Annotated in this window: 14 protein-coding genes; 7 read left to right on the top strand and 7 right to left on the bottom strand. The window is 62.2% G+C overall.

Going from position 1 to position 14,377, the window contains the following annotated elements; genetic code table 11:
- Positions 1-21 precede the first annotated feature (21 nt).
- The 3 genes from OIU19_RS18400 (at position 22) to OIU19_RS18390 (ending at position 3,293) form a co-directional block, all read left to right on the top strand.
- On the top strand, positions 22-981 hold the full coding sequence (locus OIU19_RS18400) for a PDR/VanB family oxidoreductase (RefSeq protein WP_264236211.1): 960 nt from the start codon (positions 22-24) through the stop codon (positions 979-981).
- A 467-nt stretch (positions 982-1,448) separates the two neighbouring features.
- Positions 1,449-2,678 (top strand): hypothetical protein, encoded by a 1,230-nt coding sequence (locus tag OIU19_RS18395; RefSeq protein ID WP_264236210.1) that lies wholly within the window; start codon positions 1,449-1,451, stop codon positions 2,676-2,678.
- A gap of 144 nt (positions 2,679-2,822) precedes the next feature.
- Entirely contained in the window at positions 2,823-3,293 is a 471-nt protein-coding gene (locus OIU19_RS18390) for a DUF4265 domain-containing protein (RefSeq protein ID WP_264236209.1), read from the top strand.
- 36 nt (positions 3,294-3,329) lie between these two features.
- On the opposite strand, the gene OIU19_RS18385 is transcribed toward OIU19_RS18390, so the two are convergent.
- The 4 genes from OIU19_RS18385 to cysK form a co-directional block, all read right to left on the bottom strand.
- A complete protein-coding gene (locus OIU19_RS18385; protein WP_264236208.1) occupies positions 3,330-4,223 on the bottom strand; it encodes a DMT family transporter in 894 nt (297 codons plus the stop codon).
- Between the two features lie 116 nt (positions 4,224-4,339).
- Complete coding sequence (locus tag OIU19_RS18380) at positions 4,340-4,504, bottom strand: hypothetical protein (RefSeq protein ID WP_264236207.1); 165 nt, start codon at positions 4,502-4,504, stop codon at positions 4,340-4,342.
- A gap of 98 nt (positions 4,505-4,602) precedes the next feature.
- Positions 4,603-5,538: an aspartyl/asparaginyl beta-hydroxylase domain-containing protein gene (locus OIU19_RS18375; protein ID WP_264236206.1), complete on the bottom strand. Its 936-nt coding sequence runs from the start codon at positions 5,536-5,538 to the stop codon at positions 4,603-4,605.
- 267 nt (positions 5,539-5,805) lie between these two features.
- Positions 5,806-6,780, bottom strand: coding sequence for a cysteine synthase A (gene cysK / locus OIU19_RS18370; RefSeq protein ID WP_264236205.1), 975 nt, complete (start codon positions 6,778-6,780; stop codon positions 5,806-5,808).
- Between the two features lie 125 nt (positions 6,781-6,905).
- Here cysK and OIU19_RS18365 point away from each other — a divergent pair, with 125 nt between their 5' ends.
- From OIU19_RS18365 to OIU19_RS18355, 3 genes are all read left to right on the top strand, one after another.
- The gene (locus OIU19_RS18365; RefSeq protein ID WP_264236204.1) at positions 6,906-7,979 is read left to right on the top strand and encodes a DUF748 domain-containing protein; all 1,074 of its coding nucleotides are present in this window, start codon (positions 6,906-6,908) and stop codon (positions 7,977-7,979) included.
- A 216-nt stretch (positions 7,980-8,195) separates the two neighbouring features.
- Positions 8,196-9,041, top strand: a complete 846-nt coding sequence (locus OIU19_RS18360; RefSeq protein ID WP_186557470.1) for a MoxR family ATPase — start codon at positions 8,196-8,198, stop codon at positions 9,039-9,041.
- 12 nt (positions 9,042-9,053) lie between these two features.
- Positions 9,054-10,232: a VWA domain-containing protein gene (locus tag OIU19_RS18355; RefSeq protein ID WP_264236203.1), complete on the top strand. Its 1,179-nt coding sequence runs from the start codon at positions 9,054-9,056 to the stop codon at positions 10,230-10,232.
- 77 nt (positions 10,233-10,309) lie between these two features.
- On the opposite strand, the gene OIU19_RS18350 is transcribed toward OIU19_RS18355, so the two are convergent.
- Genes OIU19_RS18350 through OIU19_RS18340 form a run of 3 tightly spaced genes read right to left on the bottom strand, consistent with a single transcriptional unit; the run spans position 10,310 to position 12,123 of the window.
- A complete protein-coding gene (locus OIU19_RS18350; protein ID WP_264236202.1) occupies positions 10,310-10,831 on the bottom strand; it encodes a DUF2937 family protein in 522 nt (173 codons plus the stop codon).
- Between the two features lie 9 nt (positions 10,832-10,840).
- Positions 10,841-11,614: a class II glutamine amidotransferase gene (locus OIU19_RS18345; protein ID WP_264236201.1), complete on the bottom strand. Its 774-nt coding sequence runs from the start codon at positions 11,612-11,614 to the stop codon at positions 10,841-10,843.
- Between the two features lie 14 nt (positions 11,615-11,628).
- Entirely contained in the window at positions 11,629-12,123 is a 495-nt protein-coding gene (locus OIU19_RS18340; RefSeq protein WP_264236200.1) for an MFS transporter, read from the bottom strand.
- A 178-nt stretch (positions 12,124-12,301) separates the two neighbouring features.
- On the opposite strand from OIU19_RS18340, the gene OIU19_RS18335 reads away from it, so the two are divergent.
- Complete coding sequence (locus OIU19_RS18335; RefSeq protein ID WP_264236199.1) at positions 12,302-14,344, top strand: S9 family peptidase; 2,043 nt, start codon at positions 12,302-12,304, stop codon at positions 14,342-14,344.
- Positions 14,345-14,377: the final 33 nt, after the last annotated feature.

Raw genomic sequence — 14,377 nt, 5'->3', positions numbered from 1 at the left:
CTATTGAACCTGAGGTGACCGATGTCCAACTCCTCCACCATCAGCGCGCTGGTGCACACCCTGCGCCATGAAGCCGAAGGGATCATCAGCGTCGAGCTGCGTCCCTGGGGCGATACCGTGTTCGCGCCGTTCGAGGCCGGCTCGCACATCGACCTGCATTTGCCCAACGGCTTGGTGCGCAGCTACTCGCTGCTCAACTCGCCGAGCGACCAAGGCCGTTATGTGGTCGGCATCCTGCGCGATCGCAACAGCCGCGGCGGCTCACGCTTTGTCCACGAGCAACTGCGCGTGGGCACGGAGCTGAAGATCTCCCAGCCGCGCAACAACTTCGCCCTCGACAGCCGCGCCAGCCACAGCGTGCTGGTGGCCGGCGGCATCGGCATCACGCCGATCTACTGCATGTTCCGCCAGTTGCTGGCGCTGGGGCGCTCGGCCGAGCTGATCTACTGCGCCCGCTCGCGTCGCGAGGCGGCGTTGCTGGAACAGATCGCCGGGCTCGGGGCCAAGGTGATCTATCACTTCAACGATGAAAAAGATGCCTTGCCGGATCTGCCCGGGTATCTGGCCGGGCGCCCGGCAGACACCCACTTCTATTGCTGCGGGCCGACGCCGATGCTCGATGCGTTCGAGAGCGCCTGTGAGAACTTGGGCTATGCGCATGCGCACATAGAGCGGTTCACTGCCGCCGAGTTACCGCCAGCGGAGGATGCCCAGGACAGCTACAGCGTCGAGCTGAGCAAGTCGGGCAAGACGCTGCATATCGAGCCAGGGTTGAACCTGCTCGATGTGTTGCTTGAGGCCGGTTGCGATATCGACTACAGCTGCCGTGAAGGGGTGTGCGGCTCTTGCGAGACACGCGTGCTGGAAGGTGATATCGACCATCGCGATGGCGTGCTGACCAAGGCCGAGCGAGCGGCCAATGGCTCGATGATGGTGTGTGTTTCCGGGTGCAAGAGTCGCCGCCTGGTGCTTGATCTGTGAACTGACCCCATTGCTTGCACGCGCAGTTGACCGGCCCTTGGTGGCCGGTTTTTTTTGGCCGGAAAACCGGCCCTCATCGCGGGGTAAGCCCGCTCCCACGTTAGCCAGTGCACACCGGGTTGCGTGGGAACGGGCTTGCCCCGCGATGAGGCCACGCATCGTGCACTTATGCGCAATCTCTGGGCATTTACGTAACTGCCTTCAGGTGCTGTTTCGAGGGCGATACAAATTGCCGCGTTTCAAATATAAATAATTGTTTTAATTGATAATTTAATTAATTAACAACACTGGCACAGAACCTGCTCTAGCCCTTAGGCATTCACACTTGAAACACCGTATCGCCCCTAAAACAATAAAACCAACTCCAGCCGTTATCCGCCGGTAAAACAGGTTGCCTCGCACACATCCCACTGTGGATGACGCCCCCGTTTTGCCCGCAGAAACGCCCCAACCTTGCAGGGCATGGTATGAACAGATATGTGATAAGCCTCGGTCTGATCGTCAGCAGTTGTGCCAGCTTCGCCTCCGAACCCGGCCCCGCCACCCCCGACCAACCGCCTGCGGTGAAAAAGCCGTTCCCGCACATCGCCTGGCGCAGCGATGACGGCCAAAGCAGCCTGGATATCGGCGGCGCCCTGCGTATCAACTACCGCGACGAGCACTGGGACACCACCGAGAACAACGGCCGGTTTCTGTTCGACACTTTTCGCCTGGATGTCCAGGCCAGTCACCGCCAGCTGTTCAGCGATGTCGGCTATTGGTTCCAGGACGACGGCAAGCGCTCCATCGACCGTGGCTACATTGGCTATCGCTTCACCCCCCAGTCCAACCTGCAACTGGGTGCACCGTTCAAGCCGTTCGGCCTTGAGCCTTACCCACAGTTTGGCTGGAGCTACCACATCCCGTTCTTCATGGGTTATGGGGTCAGCGCCGGTACGGGCCTGAAGTACAGCTACAAGGATCGGGACTGGGACCTGCAACTGGGCTATTTCCCCCGCATGCTGCCCTCCAGCCTGCGCTACTCGCCGGAGGTCGGCCGCTATGCCGACCTCAACGACAACGCCGTGCCCTTCACCCAATCGCGCCAGGACAACGAAAAGCGCAACCAGCTCAACGCCCGCGTTGCCCGAACCTTCACCGGCGAGGGCTGGAAGACCGAGATCGGCGCCTCGCTGGCCGCCGCCCAGCTGTACAACGCCACCACTGACGATGATGGCGACTATTGGGCAGGTGGTGTGCACGCCCTGTTCAACCATGGCCCCTGGACCGTGACCGGCCAGGCGATTCGCTATGAGTATGACCCGAGCAACCCCGCAGGGGTCAGCGACGATGCGGTGCTGATGGGCGGCAACGGCCTGACGCCGGCCTACCTGATCGCCTCGAAAGCGACCATTGCCGCGGTCAACCTGGGTTATGACGTGTACACACCCAGGCTTGGCCAGCTGAAGAAGATCAAGCTGTATACCGACTACAGTCGGATGATGAAAGACAAAAGCGGCTGGGATGATTCGCAGATGTTCACGGTCGGGGCGCAGTTCCTGGCGATGCCGATCATGGCCTGGATCGACCTGACCTGGGCGCGCAACGCCAATCCATTTGGCGGGGCGGAAAATGGCACCGGCTGGACCAGTACTAGTTCCGTCGGCAGCAATGACTGGTACTACCGGACCAACATCAACATCGGCTACTACTTCTAAGTCGCTATCGCGGGGCAAGCCCGCTCCCACGCAGCCCCCGTAGGCTCTGCGTGGGAGCGGGCTTGCCCCGCGATGACGTCGGTACAGACACCTGCGCCAATCCGCCGTACGATACCCAGCAGCCCACCCCCAGCAGCCACAACCATGACCGTCCAACCCCAGCCCCATTTCAAGAAAATCCTGTTCCGCCTGGAGCAGGACGCCCAAGGCTACCCACCCGCCTCGGTCGAAGGCCTGTGGGCCAAACAAGTAGACGCCGGCTACCTGATCGACAGCATCCCGTTTTATACCTATGGCATTGCCCCCGGCGACATCATCAGCGTCACCGACGAGGGTGAGCAAACCTGGTTTGCCGCCCTGCACGGCAATGGCGGTGCATCGGTCTTTCGGATAGTGGTCAAGGCGCCAGGCGCGTTTGAACAGGTCAGCGCGGCCTTGAGCGATTTCGGTTGCCCCTGCGAAGTCGAGCAAGCGGTAAAGATGCTCGCCGTGCACGTGCCGCCACGCCTATCGCTCGATACCCTGCTCTACTACCTGTTGACCCAGCGCGAAGCCGGCACCCTGGCGTTCGAGGAAGGCGTGTTGCGCCACGCCATCCCCGCAGAGTTTCTGTAATACCAGGCCATCGTCTGCCGATGGCCTGGCCAACCTTCACCCTTCTCGATGGGCCTGTGCCAAGCGCGCGGCCGGCGTCCTGAACACGAACAACAAGCCGATCACGATCAGCCCCATCCCCAGCAAGCTCAGCGGCGCCAGGCGGTTACCGAAGATCAGCAAGTCCATCACCGCAGTCACAGCCGGCACCAGGTAGAACAGGCTGGTGACATTGACCAGGTTGCCCCGGGCGATCAGCCGGTAGAGCAACAGCGTCGCCAGCAGCGAGACCACCAGGCTCATCCACAACAACGCACCGATGAAGCCGGTGGTGAAATCCACCTCCAGGTTCTGCAACGGCGCGAACAACGCGCACAAAACAAACCCGGCCAGGTACTGCAGCGGCAAGGTGCCCATGGGGTTGTCGGTGATGCGCTTTTGCAGGATCGAGCCAAAGGTCATGCTCGCCAGCGCCAGCAAGGCGAACAGCATCCCGACCAGGGACACCCCGCCCAGGTTGATGCCTTGGTAGACCACCATGACCAACCCGGCCAAGCCCAAGCCCAGGCCAAACAAGCGGCTCAAGGAGCGCTGGCGCTCCATCAGCACCACGGTGAGGATCGGTTGCACGCCCATCACCGTGGCCATCACCCCTGGGGTGACATGGGTGTTCAACGCCAGCAGGTAGAAGATCTGATAGGCGCCGAGCAACACACAACCGGTGACCAGGGCCTGCAGGATGGCCCGCGGTGAACGCGGCCAGCGCAGGCCCAGCAGCGGGCTGATCAGCAACAGCCCGCACAGCGCCAGAGCTGAGCGCAACAGTAGAAACGCGAACGGGCTGGCATGCGCCAGACCGAGTTTGGAGACGATGGCCCCGCTGCTCCACAGCAGGACGAACAGGCTGGTAGTGGCCGCCGAGGCCACGGATGCTTTATTGAAGACGAACATGTAGTGCCACCTGTATGCAGGCAAATAAGCCAAACGGCGGGCGTGTGCTTCAGCGAGCGAAGGTGCCGACCGTGTTCAGTAGCGTGCGGGTGCGGGAGGATTCGGCAAGACGCCGATCAGCCCAGCACGACCACGCAAGGAGGCGCGGTTACTACGCCCCCGACAACGCCACTGACAGGTGGTGGGTAGTGACTGAGCATGACCGGCTGCTGGCTACCACGCACGACCATGCCCGCGACAGGCGCGATGGCAAAGGCGTTGGTGGCAGGGATGGCGGACATGCGCAGGCTCTTGGGTGAGGTGAATGGGCTTGACTATAGCGTTGCGCTCATCGCGGGGCAAGCCCGCTCCCACAAGGCTTGGCCCGGCGATGCTGGGCTCAGAACAACCAGCGATACAGCAGGTAAGCGACAACCACTGCCAACACCGGCCGCAGTACTCGATAAGCCTTGGGATTGGCGCGTTTGAATTGCTTGACCCGGCTACTGATCTTGTTGCTGAAGCGCTTGCTCCAGGCGTACGCCTGGTTGATGCCGCCAACCCGCTCGTCGTCGGTGTTCTGCGGCGCGGTGGCGCGGCCGAGGAAGGCGCTGACCTTGCGGTTGATGCGGGTCATCAGCGGGCTATTGAGCGGGCGCTCGACGTCGCAGAACAGGATCACCCGAGTCACCTCGGTTTCGTTCTTCACCCAGTGCACGAAGGTCTCGTCGAACATGACGTCTTCACCGTCACGCCAGGCATACGGCTGGCCGTCGACGTAGATGCGGCAGTTGTCCGAGTTAGGCGTGGATAGGCCCAGGTGATAGCGCAGCGAGCCGGCGAACGGGTCGCGGTGCGGATTGAGGTGGCTGCCGCCGGGCAGCAGGGCGAACATCGCGCCCTTGACGTTGGGAATGCTGCTGACCAACTCGACGGTCTTGGGGCACAGGGCTTGCGCCGAAGGCAGCGGTTTGTCGTACCACTTCAGGTAAAACCGCTTCCAGCCCTTTTTGAAGAACGAGCCGAAGCCTGCGTCATTGTCTTTTTCGGCGGCGCGGATGTAACCCTCGTCGAACAGGCGCATGGCCTCTTCGCGAATCACTTGCCAGTTGTCCTTGAGCACATCGAGCTCAGGGAAGCGCTGACGGTCCAGATAGGGTTTGGACGGCACGCCGGAGAACAGGTACATCAGGCTGTTGTAGGGAGCGAACAACGCCGAATGGTTGACGAATTGGCGTAGCACCGGCAGCCGGGCCTTGCCGCGCAGGTGCACGAACAGCACGCTGCCGAAGAACACCAGCAGAACACCCGCCTTGGCGACAAAGGAAAAGGTCATGCAACACTCCTTGGAATAGGAAATCAGGCCATCGCTTCCAGATAGCCGGACATCATAAACCCATCCGACGCGGGTAAAAACAACTTGGGTCGGATAGCAATGTTGAAGATTTTGTAATAAAGGCCGTGGCTGGGTATTGCGCCGGGTCAGGCAATAGCTCATTTGCGACTGCTACGCAGACCATCACAGGCAAGCCAGCTCCTACAGAATTGCGCGGCATGTGTAGGAGCGGGCTTGCCTGCGAAGAGGCCGGCACTGACTGAATGCCTACTGCTGGTTTTCCTGTTCGGTGAACAGATCGGCGAAGAGCATGCTCGACAAGTAGCGCTCACCCGAATCAGGCAGGATCACCACGATGGTCTTGCCCTGCATCTCCGGCTTCTCAGCCAGGCGCACCGCCGCGGCCATTGCCGCGCCGCAGGAAATACCGCAGAGGATGCCCTCTTCCTGCATCAGGCGCAGGGCCATGGCCTTGGACTCTTCATCGCTGACCCTCTCGACCTGGTCGACCAGCGACAGGTCAAGGTTCTTCGGCACGAAGCCTGCGCCGATGCCCTGGATCTTGTGCGGGCTGGGCTTGAGCTCTTCGCCGGCCAGGGTCTGGCTGATCAGCGGCGAGGCGATAGGCTCGACGGCGACCGACAAGATCGGCTTGCCTTGGGTGTTCTTGATATAGCGCGACACGCCGGTGATGGTGCCGCCGGTGCCGACGCCTGCGATCAACACGTCGACCGCGCCATCGGTGTCGTTCCAGATCTCCGGGCCGGTGGTCTTTTCGTGGATCGCCGGGTTGGCCGGGTTGTCGAACTGGCCCGGCTGGTAGTACTTGGCAGGGTCGGAGGCGACGATTTCGTTGGCCTTCTCGATCGCGCCCTTCATGCCTTTGGCAGGCTCGGTCAGTACCAACTCGGCGCCCAGCGCCTTGAGCACCTTGCGCCGCTCCAGGCTCATCGAGGCGGGCATGGTCAGCAACAATTTGTAGCCGCGGGCGGCGGCGACGAAGGCCAGGCCGATACCGGTGTTACCCGAGGTCGGCTCGACGATGGTCATGCCCGGCTTGAGCTTGCCGCTGGCTTCGGCGTCCCAGACCATGTTGGCACCGATCCGGCACTTGACCGAGTAGCCAGGGTTGCGCCCTTCGATCTTGGCCAGGATGGTCACCCCGCGCGGGGCGATACGGTTGATCTGCACCAGCGGCGTGTTGCCGATGGAGTGCGCGTTGTCTGCGTAGATACGGCTCATGGCAGGGTCCTTAACCGAGCGGGGAAAGCTTCAAGGGTAAGCCTGCCCGAGAGGAGCGTAAAGCCCGTTCGAACTCCCGCGACGGGCCTGCGGTCAACCGGACATCCTCGATTGGAGAGCCTTCGATGAAAGCGCGTTATCGCTGGCCGCTGGTCGGCCTGGCCAGCCTGGCCGTGCTGCTGGTGGCGCTGCACCTGGCGCTGCCCTACCTGGTGCGCGACTACCTCAACGACAAGCTCGCCGACATGGGCGAGTACCGTGGCCAGATCACCGATGTCGACCTGGCCTGGTGGCGAGGGGCCTACCAGATCAACGGGTTGAAGATCGTCAAGACCACCGGCAAAGTGCCAGTGCCGTTTGTCGATGCGCCGTTGATCGACCTGTCGGTGAGCTGGCACGCGTTGTGGTACGACCGGGCCGTGGTGGCCGAAGTGGTGTTCGTCCGCCCAGAGCTGAACTTCGTCGACGGCGGCAACAAGCAGAATTCGCAGACCGGTCGTGGCACCGACTGGCGTCAGCAGCTGGAAAAGCTGCTGCCGATCACCCTCAATGAAGTGCGCATCGACAATGGCACGCTGACCTTTCGCAATTACAACTCCAAGCCGCCCGTCGAGCTCAAGGCCACTCGATTGCAAGCGAGTATCCGCAACCTGACCAATGTGCGCGACGACAAAGGCCGGCGTGATGCCAGCTTCGAAGGTTCTGCGCTATTGCTTGGTGACGCCAAGGTGGAAAGCCGGGCGACCTTCGATCCGTTCAGCGACTTCGACGACTTTGAGTTCCGCCTGCGTGCTACGGGCATCCAGCTGCGTCGACTCAACGATTTCGCCAGCGCCTACGGCAAGTTCGACTTCAACGCCGGCCACGGCGATGTGGTGATCGAGGCCCAGGCCGAGAAGGGTCGGCTCAATGGCTATATCAAGCCGCTGCTGCGCGATGTGGATGTGTTCAATTGGCAGCAGGATGTCGAGAACAAGGACAAGGGTTTCTTCCGTTCGATCTGGGAGGCGCTGGTCGGTGCCTCGGAAACCGTGCTGAAAAACCAGCCGAAAAACCAGTTCGCCACCCGCGTGGAACTCAGCGGCAGTGTCCATCAGCAGGACATCAGCGGGTTTGAGGCCTTTTTGCAGATTCTGCGTAACGGTTTCGTGCAGGCGTTCAATGCACGATATGAGCAACCTGCGCCTGATTCCGACTGAGCCTGCGTGACGGGCCATTCAGGGACTGAATACCCGGTCTGCGTTTGCACGTGCCTGGGGCCGGGGTATAGTCGCTGACACACATAGACAATGTTGTCTGGGCCGCCCCTATCGCGGGGTACGCACGCTCCCACGCCGCGCTACACACAGAATGCGTGGGAGCGGGCTTGCCCCGCGATGAGGCCGCCACTGACACCCCGCACAGAGGATAGGTTGATGAAGTTCGAAGGCACCCGCGACTACGTCGCCACAGACGACCTGAAACTGGCGGTCAACGCGGCGGTTACCCTGGAGCGCCCACTGCTGGTCAAAGGCGAGCCGGGCACCGGCAAGACCATGCTCGCCGAGCAACTGGCGGCTTCCTTCGGCGCCAAGCTGATCACCTGGCACATCAAGTCGACCACCAAGGCCCACCAGGGCCTCTACGAGTACGACGCAGTGAGCCGCCTGCGCGACTCGCAGCTGGGCGTGGACAAGGTCCACGATGTGCGCAACTACCTGAAGAAGGGCAAGCTGTGGGAGGCGTTCGAGTCTGAAGAGCGGGTGATCCTGCTGATCGACGAGATCGACAAGGCCGACATCGAGTTCCCCAACGACCTGCTGCAAGAGCTCGACAAGATGGAGTTCTACGTCTACGAAATCGACGAGACCATCAAAGCCAAGCAGCGGCCGATCATCATCATTACCTCGAACAACGAAAAGGAGCTGCCCGACGCCTTCCTGCGCCGCTGCTTCTTCCACTACATCGCCTTCCCCGACCGCGACACCCTGCAGAAGATCGTCGATGTGCACTACCCGAACATCAAGCAGTCGCTGGTCAGCGAGGCGCTGGATGTGTTCTTCGATGTGCGCAAGGTGCCGGGCCTGAAGAAGAAGCCCTCAACCTCCGAACTGGTCGACTGGCTCAAGCTGCTGATGGCCGACAATATCGGCGAAGCGGTGTTGCGCGAGCGCGATCCGACCAAGGCCATCCCGCCGCTGGCCGGCGCCCTGGTCAAGAACGAGCAGGACGTGCAATTGCTCGAGCGCCTGGCATTCATGAGCCGACGCGGCAATCGCTGACAGGAGCCGGTCATGCTGCTCAACCTGTTCAACGAAATGCGCGCGGCCAAGGTGCCGGTCTCGGTGCGCGAACTGCTCGACCTGCTGGCGGCCCTGCAGCAGCGGGTGGTGTTCGCCGACATGGACGAGTTCTACTACCTCGCCCGAGCGATTCTGGTCAAGGACGAGCGACACTTCGACAAATTCGACCGAGCCTTCGGCGCCTACTTCAAGGGCCTGGAGAGCCTCGACCGACACCTGGAGGCGCTGATCCCCGAAGAGTGGCTGCGCAAGGAGTTCGAGCGTTCGCTCAGCGATGAGGAGCGCGCGCAGATCCAATCGCTCGGTGGCCTGGACAAGCTGATCGAGGAGTTCAAGAAACGCCTCGAAGAGCAGAAAGAACGCCACGCCGGTGGCAACAAGTGGATCGGCACCGGCGGTACCAGCCCGTTTGGCTCAGGTGGCTTCAACCCTGAAGGCATCCGGGTCGGCGAGGCCGGCAAACGCCAGGGCAAGGCGGTCAAGGTCTGGGACCAGCGCGAGTACAAGAACCTCGACGATCAGGTCGAGCTGGGCACGCGCAACATCAAGCTGGCCTTGCGCCGGCTGCGCAAGTTCGCCCGCCAAGGTGCGGCTGAAGAGCTGGACATCGATGGCACCATCGACCACACCGCCCGCGACGCCGGGCTGCTGAACATCCAGATGCGCCCAGAGCGGCGCAACACGGTGAAGTTGCTGCTGCTGTTCGACATCGGCGGGTCGATGGACGCCCATGTGCGGGTATGCGAAGAGCTGTTCTCGGCCTGCAAGACCGAGTTCAAGCACCTGGAGTACTACTACTTCCACAACTGCGTGTACGAGTCGGTGTGGAAGAACAACCTGCGCCGCACGTCAGAGCGCTTTGCCACCTTCGACTTGCTGCACAAGTACGGCGATGACTACAAGGTGGTGTTCGTTGGCGATGCGGCCATGGCGCCTTACGAGATCACCCAGCCTGGCGGCAGTGTCGAGCACTGGAACGAGGAAGCCGGCTATGTGTGGATGCAGCGCTTCAAGGAGAAATTCAAGAAGATCGTCTGGATCAACCCGTATCCGAAGCAGACCTGGGACTACACCGCCTCCACCCACCTGATCCGCGAGCTGGTCGAAGACAAGATGTATCCGCTGACCTTGCAGGGGCTTGAGGATGCGATGAAGTATCTGTCCAAATAGACAAGTGCTGGATTCACCGGCCTCTTCGCGGGCAAGCCCGCGAAGAGGCCGTGACAGGCCAACACCAAGCCAGCAGCTCAGCGCCAGCTCTCCTTGACCGCCTTGCGCCGCCCGCCAAGAATCACCCAGCCGACCAGCAGCAACACACTCTCGACCACCAAGGCCAGCAAGAACCCCGCCCCCAGGCCCCAGCCAATCGCCTCTGGCACCAACAGAATCTGGTAGCTGTAGCCCTTGAGGGTTTCTTCGCGCAGCTGTGGATCGGCCTGCACCAACACATGCCAGCTGCGGCTCAACCACGATCCTTGCAACGCCTGCCACTCGCGCTCGAGCAACTGATTGCGGATCAGCAGGCTCTCGATGCTGTTGGCGTCGCTGAGAAACACCGGATCGTCACTGCTGCGATAGTGGCGCACCAGCGCCTGCAAATCGCCCTTGAAGAAGCGCTCGGCGGTCTCCTGGAAGCCCGACAGCGCCTCGCGCGACTCCAGTACATGCGCCTCGACTCGCTGGGTGTAGTCCTTGACCATGCCCGGGACCTGAATACCGGCCAGCAGGCCGAAGGTGAACAGCAGCAACCGCAGGTAACTTCTGAACATGCAGCGTCCTTAGCTTTGCCCGTGGGCGATGCACTCGCCATGGCGCCACAGCGCCCATTGGCCGGGCTCATAACGGTGCCAGGTTTCGTTTTCGGTCAGGGCCTCGGTGGTGATCACCGTGACCACGTCATTTGGAGTGGTTTCTGCCTGGAAGTCGACGATCATGTCGACATCCTTGAGCCTGGCCGGGCCAAACGGTGCGCGACGGGTAATGTGCGCCAGTTTGGTCGAACAGAAGCAGAACAGCCAGTCGCCGTTGCTCAGCAAACCATTGAACACGCCCTTGCCACGGTACTCGGCGCAGGCCTCGACCAACACGGGCAGCAGTTGCTCGACCTCGACCGGCTCCGGGAAGGCGCTACGCACGCGATTGAGCAGGTCGCAGAAGGCCGCTTCGCTGTCAGTGTCGCCAATGGGCCGGTAGAAGGTTTTCTGTCCGCTGAAATCAGCCAGTTGGCCATTGTGCGCGAAACACCAGTTATGCCCCCACAGTTCGCGCACGAACGGGTGAGTATTGGACAGGCAGACCTTGCCGACGTTGGCCTGGCGAATATGGCCGATGACCACCTCGCTCTTGATCGGATAGCGCTGCACCAGCTTGGCCACTTCCGATTCGCTGCTCGCTGCCGGGTCCTGGAACAGACGCAGGCCGCGCCCTTCATAGAAACCGATGCCCCAGCCATCGCGGTGCGGACCGGTACGGCCGCCGCGCTGCATCAGTCCGGAGAAGCTGAAGACAATGTCAGTAGGGACGTTGGCACTCATGCCCAGCAGTTCGCACATACGCGCGGCTTCCTTTACAGACGGGGCTCGACCCGGCCGCGGCCAGGGGCCGCTGGCGGCGGGTCGTTGCGATAACGGTCATTGTGATCGGCGGCAACCGATGCCTCGACCAGCACCTGGTCATCTTCGCTGACCTGGCGCTGGGCAGCGGCATCGGCCTGCTCGCGGCGCTCGCGGGCGCGTTTTTCCAGCGGCCAGCGGATCAGCACGAAGAGCAGATACAGGGCAAAGGCGATCATGCCGTACATGGCCAGGTCCGAGGCGGCGCGCCAGGCGTTGTTACCGACCTTGAAGGCGATATCCAAGGCACTGATGGCGATGGCCGGGGCGAAGCTTTCCTTGACCGGATCGACGATGGTTGGGGTCAGCAGCAGCACCGCGATGATCACCCGCAGCGGTTCGCGCAGCCAACGCCACATCCAGCCGGTGAGTTTGAAGCCCACCAGCAGGCAGCCCAGGGCGGCCACGGCATAGAGGCCCCAGGCGAGGGTATAGTCGTTCTCGGTCATGGTGTTCGTGCAAGCCAGGCAAAGAGACGCCTATGATAAACACATTTGGGCCTAGGCGCCCCTATCGCGGGGCAAGCCCGCTCCCAGGTGCTGTTTGATTGAACACTGCCAGCGTGGGAGCGGGCTTGCCCCGCGATAGGGCCGGCAAAGCCCGCAACAGCACACCAAGAGATCATTCATGCCAGCCACCGCTAAAGCTCCAATCGCCCATCAGGCCCCAGGCGCCGACCCCTACGCCTGGCTGCAAGAGCGCGACACCCCCGAGGTACTGGCCTACCTGCACGCCGAAAACGCCTACCAGGAGGCCTGCCTGGCCGACCAGGAGCCGCTGCGCGAGCAACTGTTCGAAGAGATCAAGGGCCGCATCAAGGAAACCGACCTGTCATTGCCCTCGCCCTGGGGCCCTTGGCTGTATTACACGCGCACCACCGCCGGCGACGAATACCCACGCCACTACCGCTGCCCGCGCCCGGCCGACGACTCCAACACGGTCGATGAAAGCCGCGAACAATTGCTGCTCGACCCCAACGCCCTGGCCGCTGGCGGCTTCCTGGCACTGGGCGCGTTCAATGTCAGCCCCGACCACCGCCTGCTGGCCTACAGCCTCGATACCAACGGCGAAGAAACCTACACGCTGTATGTCAAGGACCTGGCCAGCGGCAGCATCACCACCCTGCCCTTCGACGACTGCGACGGCAGCATGACCTGGGCCAACGATAGCCAGACGCTGTTCTTCGCTGAACTGGACGACACCCACCGCCCTTGGCGCCTGCGCCGCTTTACCTTGGGCGAGGCTGACGCGCAGACCGTGTTCGAGGAAGCCGATGGACGGTTCTTCCTGCACTGCTACCGCGCCAGCTCCGAGCGCCAGCTGATCCTGCTGCTCAACAGCAAGACCACCAGCGAGGCCTGGGTGCTCGACGCCAGCACCCCACAGGCCGACTTCACCTGCCTGGCGCCACGTGAGGAAAATCACGAGTACTACCCCGATCACGGCCAGCTCGATGGCCAGTGGCGCTGGTTCATTCGCAGCAACCAGGACGGGATCAACTTCGCCCTGTTCCACGCCCCTGCCGAGCAGGTGCCAAGCCGCGCGCAGTGGCAGGTGCTGGTGGCGCACCGTGAGACGATCATGCTCGAAGGCCTGAGCCTCAATGCCAGCGCGCTGGCGCTGAGCCTGCGCGAAGGTGGCCTGCCGATCATCGAAGTGCGCCCGCAAGGTTTGCCGACATACCGCGTGGAGCTGCCGGATGCGGCCTACAGCCTGTATGTGCAAGACAGCCTGGAGTTTTCCAGCAGCCGCATTCGCCTGCGGTACGAAGCGCTCAACCGCCCAGCCCAGATGCGCCAACTGGAGCTGGCCAGTGGTGCTCAGCAGGTGCTCAAAGAGACGCCAGTGCTTGGCGCGTTCGATGCCGACGCCTACGTCAGCCAGCGCTTGTGGGCGACCGCCAAGGATGGCACGCAGGTGCCGATCAGCCTGGTCCGCCGCCGCGAGGATCTGGACAAGACAGTGCCGCTCTATCTGTACGGCTATGGCGCCTATGGCGAAAGCCTCGACCCATGGTTCTCCCACGCCCGGCTGAGCTTGCTCGAACGCGGCGTGGCCTTTGCCATCGCCCATGTGCGTGGCGGCGGCGAGCTGGGCGAGGCCTGGTACCGGGCGGGCAAGCAGCAACACAAGCAGAACAGCTTCGATGACTTCATCGCCTGCGCCGAACACCTGATCGCCGAGGGCGTCACCGGCCGCGAACGCCTGGCGATCAGCGGCGGCAGCGCCGGCGGCCTGCTGATTGGCGCGGTACTCAACCAGCGTCCGGATCTCTTCCGTTGCGCGATTGCCGAAGTGCCGTTCGTCGACGTGCTCAACACCATGCTCGACCCTGAGTTGCCGCTGACCGTGACCGAGTACGACGAGTGGGGCAACCCCGAGGAGCCGCAGGTTTACGCACGGATCAGGGCTTATGCGCCCTACGAGAACGTCAAGGCCCAGGCCTATCCTGCCATGCTGGTGGTGGCCGGTTACAACGACAGCCGCGTGCAGTACTGGGAAGCAGCCAAGTGGGTCGCGCGCTTGCGTACGCGCAAGACCGACGACAACCTGCTGCTGCTCAAGACTGAGATGGGCGCGGGTCACGGCGGCATGAGCGGCCGGTACCAAGGGCTCAAGGACGTGGCGTTGGAGTATGCGTTCGTCTTCAATGAGCTGGGCGTGGTGTAAATCGGTTTTCTTGTTGTCTTAAGGTGGATTTGT

This window comes from Pseudomonas sp. BT-42-2 (assembly GCF_025847435.2).
GTDB classification, from domain to species: Bacteria; Pseudomonadota; Gammaproteobacteria; order Pseudomonadales; family Pseudomonadaceae; genus Aquipseudomonas; species Aquipseudomonas urmiensis.
The sequence above is the reverse complement of the archived record's forward strand: the minus strand, read 5'-3'. Positions and strand labels throughout refer to the sequence as shown.

Excerpts from the sequence above, each read along its gene's own strand:
- OIU19_RS18390 (WP_264236209.1), top strand. The coding sequence starts at position 2,823 with ATGACCGTCCAACCCCAGCCCCATTTCAAGAAAATCCTGTTCCGCCTG.
- cysK (WP_264236205.1), bottom strand. The coding sequence starts at position 6,780 with ATGAGCCGTATCTACGCAGACAACGCGCACTCCATCGGCAACACGCCG.
- OIU19_RS18380 (WP_264236207.1), bottom strand. The coding sequence starts at position 4,504 with ATGTCCGCCATCCCTGCCACCAACGCCTTTGCCATCGCGCCTGTCGCG.
- OIU19_RS18400 (WP_264236211.1), top strand. The coding sequence starts at position 22 with ATGTCCAACTCCTCCACCATCAGCGCGCTGGTGCACACCCTGCGCCAT.
- OIU19_RS18350 (WP_264236202.1), bottom strand. The coding sequence starts at position 10,831 with ATGTTCAGAAGTTACCTGCGGTTGCTGCTGTTCACCTTCGGCCTGCTG.
- OIU19_RS18360 (WP_186557470.1), top strand. The coding sequence starts at position 8,196 with ATGAAGTTCGAAGGCACCCGCGACTACGTCGCCACAGACGACCTGAAA.
- OIU19_RS18355 (WP_264236203.1), top strand. The coding sequence starts at position 9,054 with ATGCTGCTCAACCTGTTCAACGAAATGCGCGCGGCCAAGGTGCCGGTC.
- OIU19_RS18345 (WP_264236201.1), bottom strand. The coding sequence starts at position 11,614 with ATGTGCGAACTGCTGGGCATGAGTGCCAACGTCCCTACTGACATTGTC.
- OIU19_RS18375 (WP_264236206.1), bottom strand. The coding sequence starts at position 5,538 with ATGACCTTTTCCTTTGTCGCCAAGGCGGGTGTTCTGCTGGTGTTCTTC.
- OIU19_RS18340 (WP_264236200.1), bottom strand. The coding sequence starts at position 12,123 with ATGACCGAGAACGACTATACCCTCGCCTGGGGCCTCTATGCCGTGGCC.
- OIU19_RS18335 (WP_264236199.1), top strand. The coding sequence starts at position 12,302 with ATGCCAGCCACCGCTAAAGCTCCAATCGCCCATCAGGCCCCAGGCGCC.
- OIU19_RS18395 (WP_264236210.1), top strand. The coding sequence starts at position 1,449 with ATGAACAGATATGTGATAAGCCTCGGTCTGATCGTCAGCAGTTGTGCC.
- OIU19_RS18385 (WP_264236208.1), bottom strand. The coding sequence starts at position 4,223 with ATGTTCGTCTTCAATAAAGCATCCGTGGCCTCGGCGGCCACTACCAGC.
- OIU19_RS18365 (WP_264236204.1), top strand. The coding sequence starts at position 6,906 with ATGAAAGCGCGTTATCGCTGGCCGCTGGTCGGCCTGGCCAGCCTGGCC.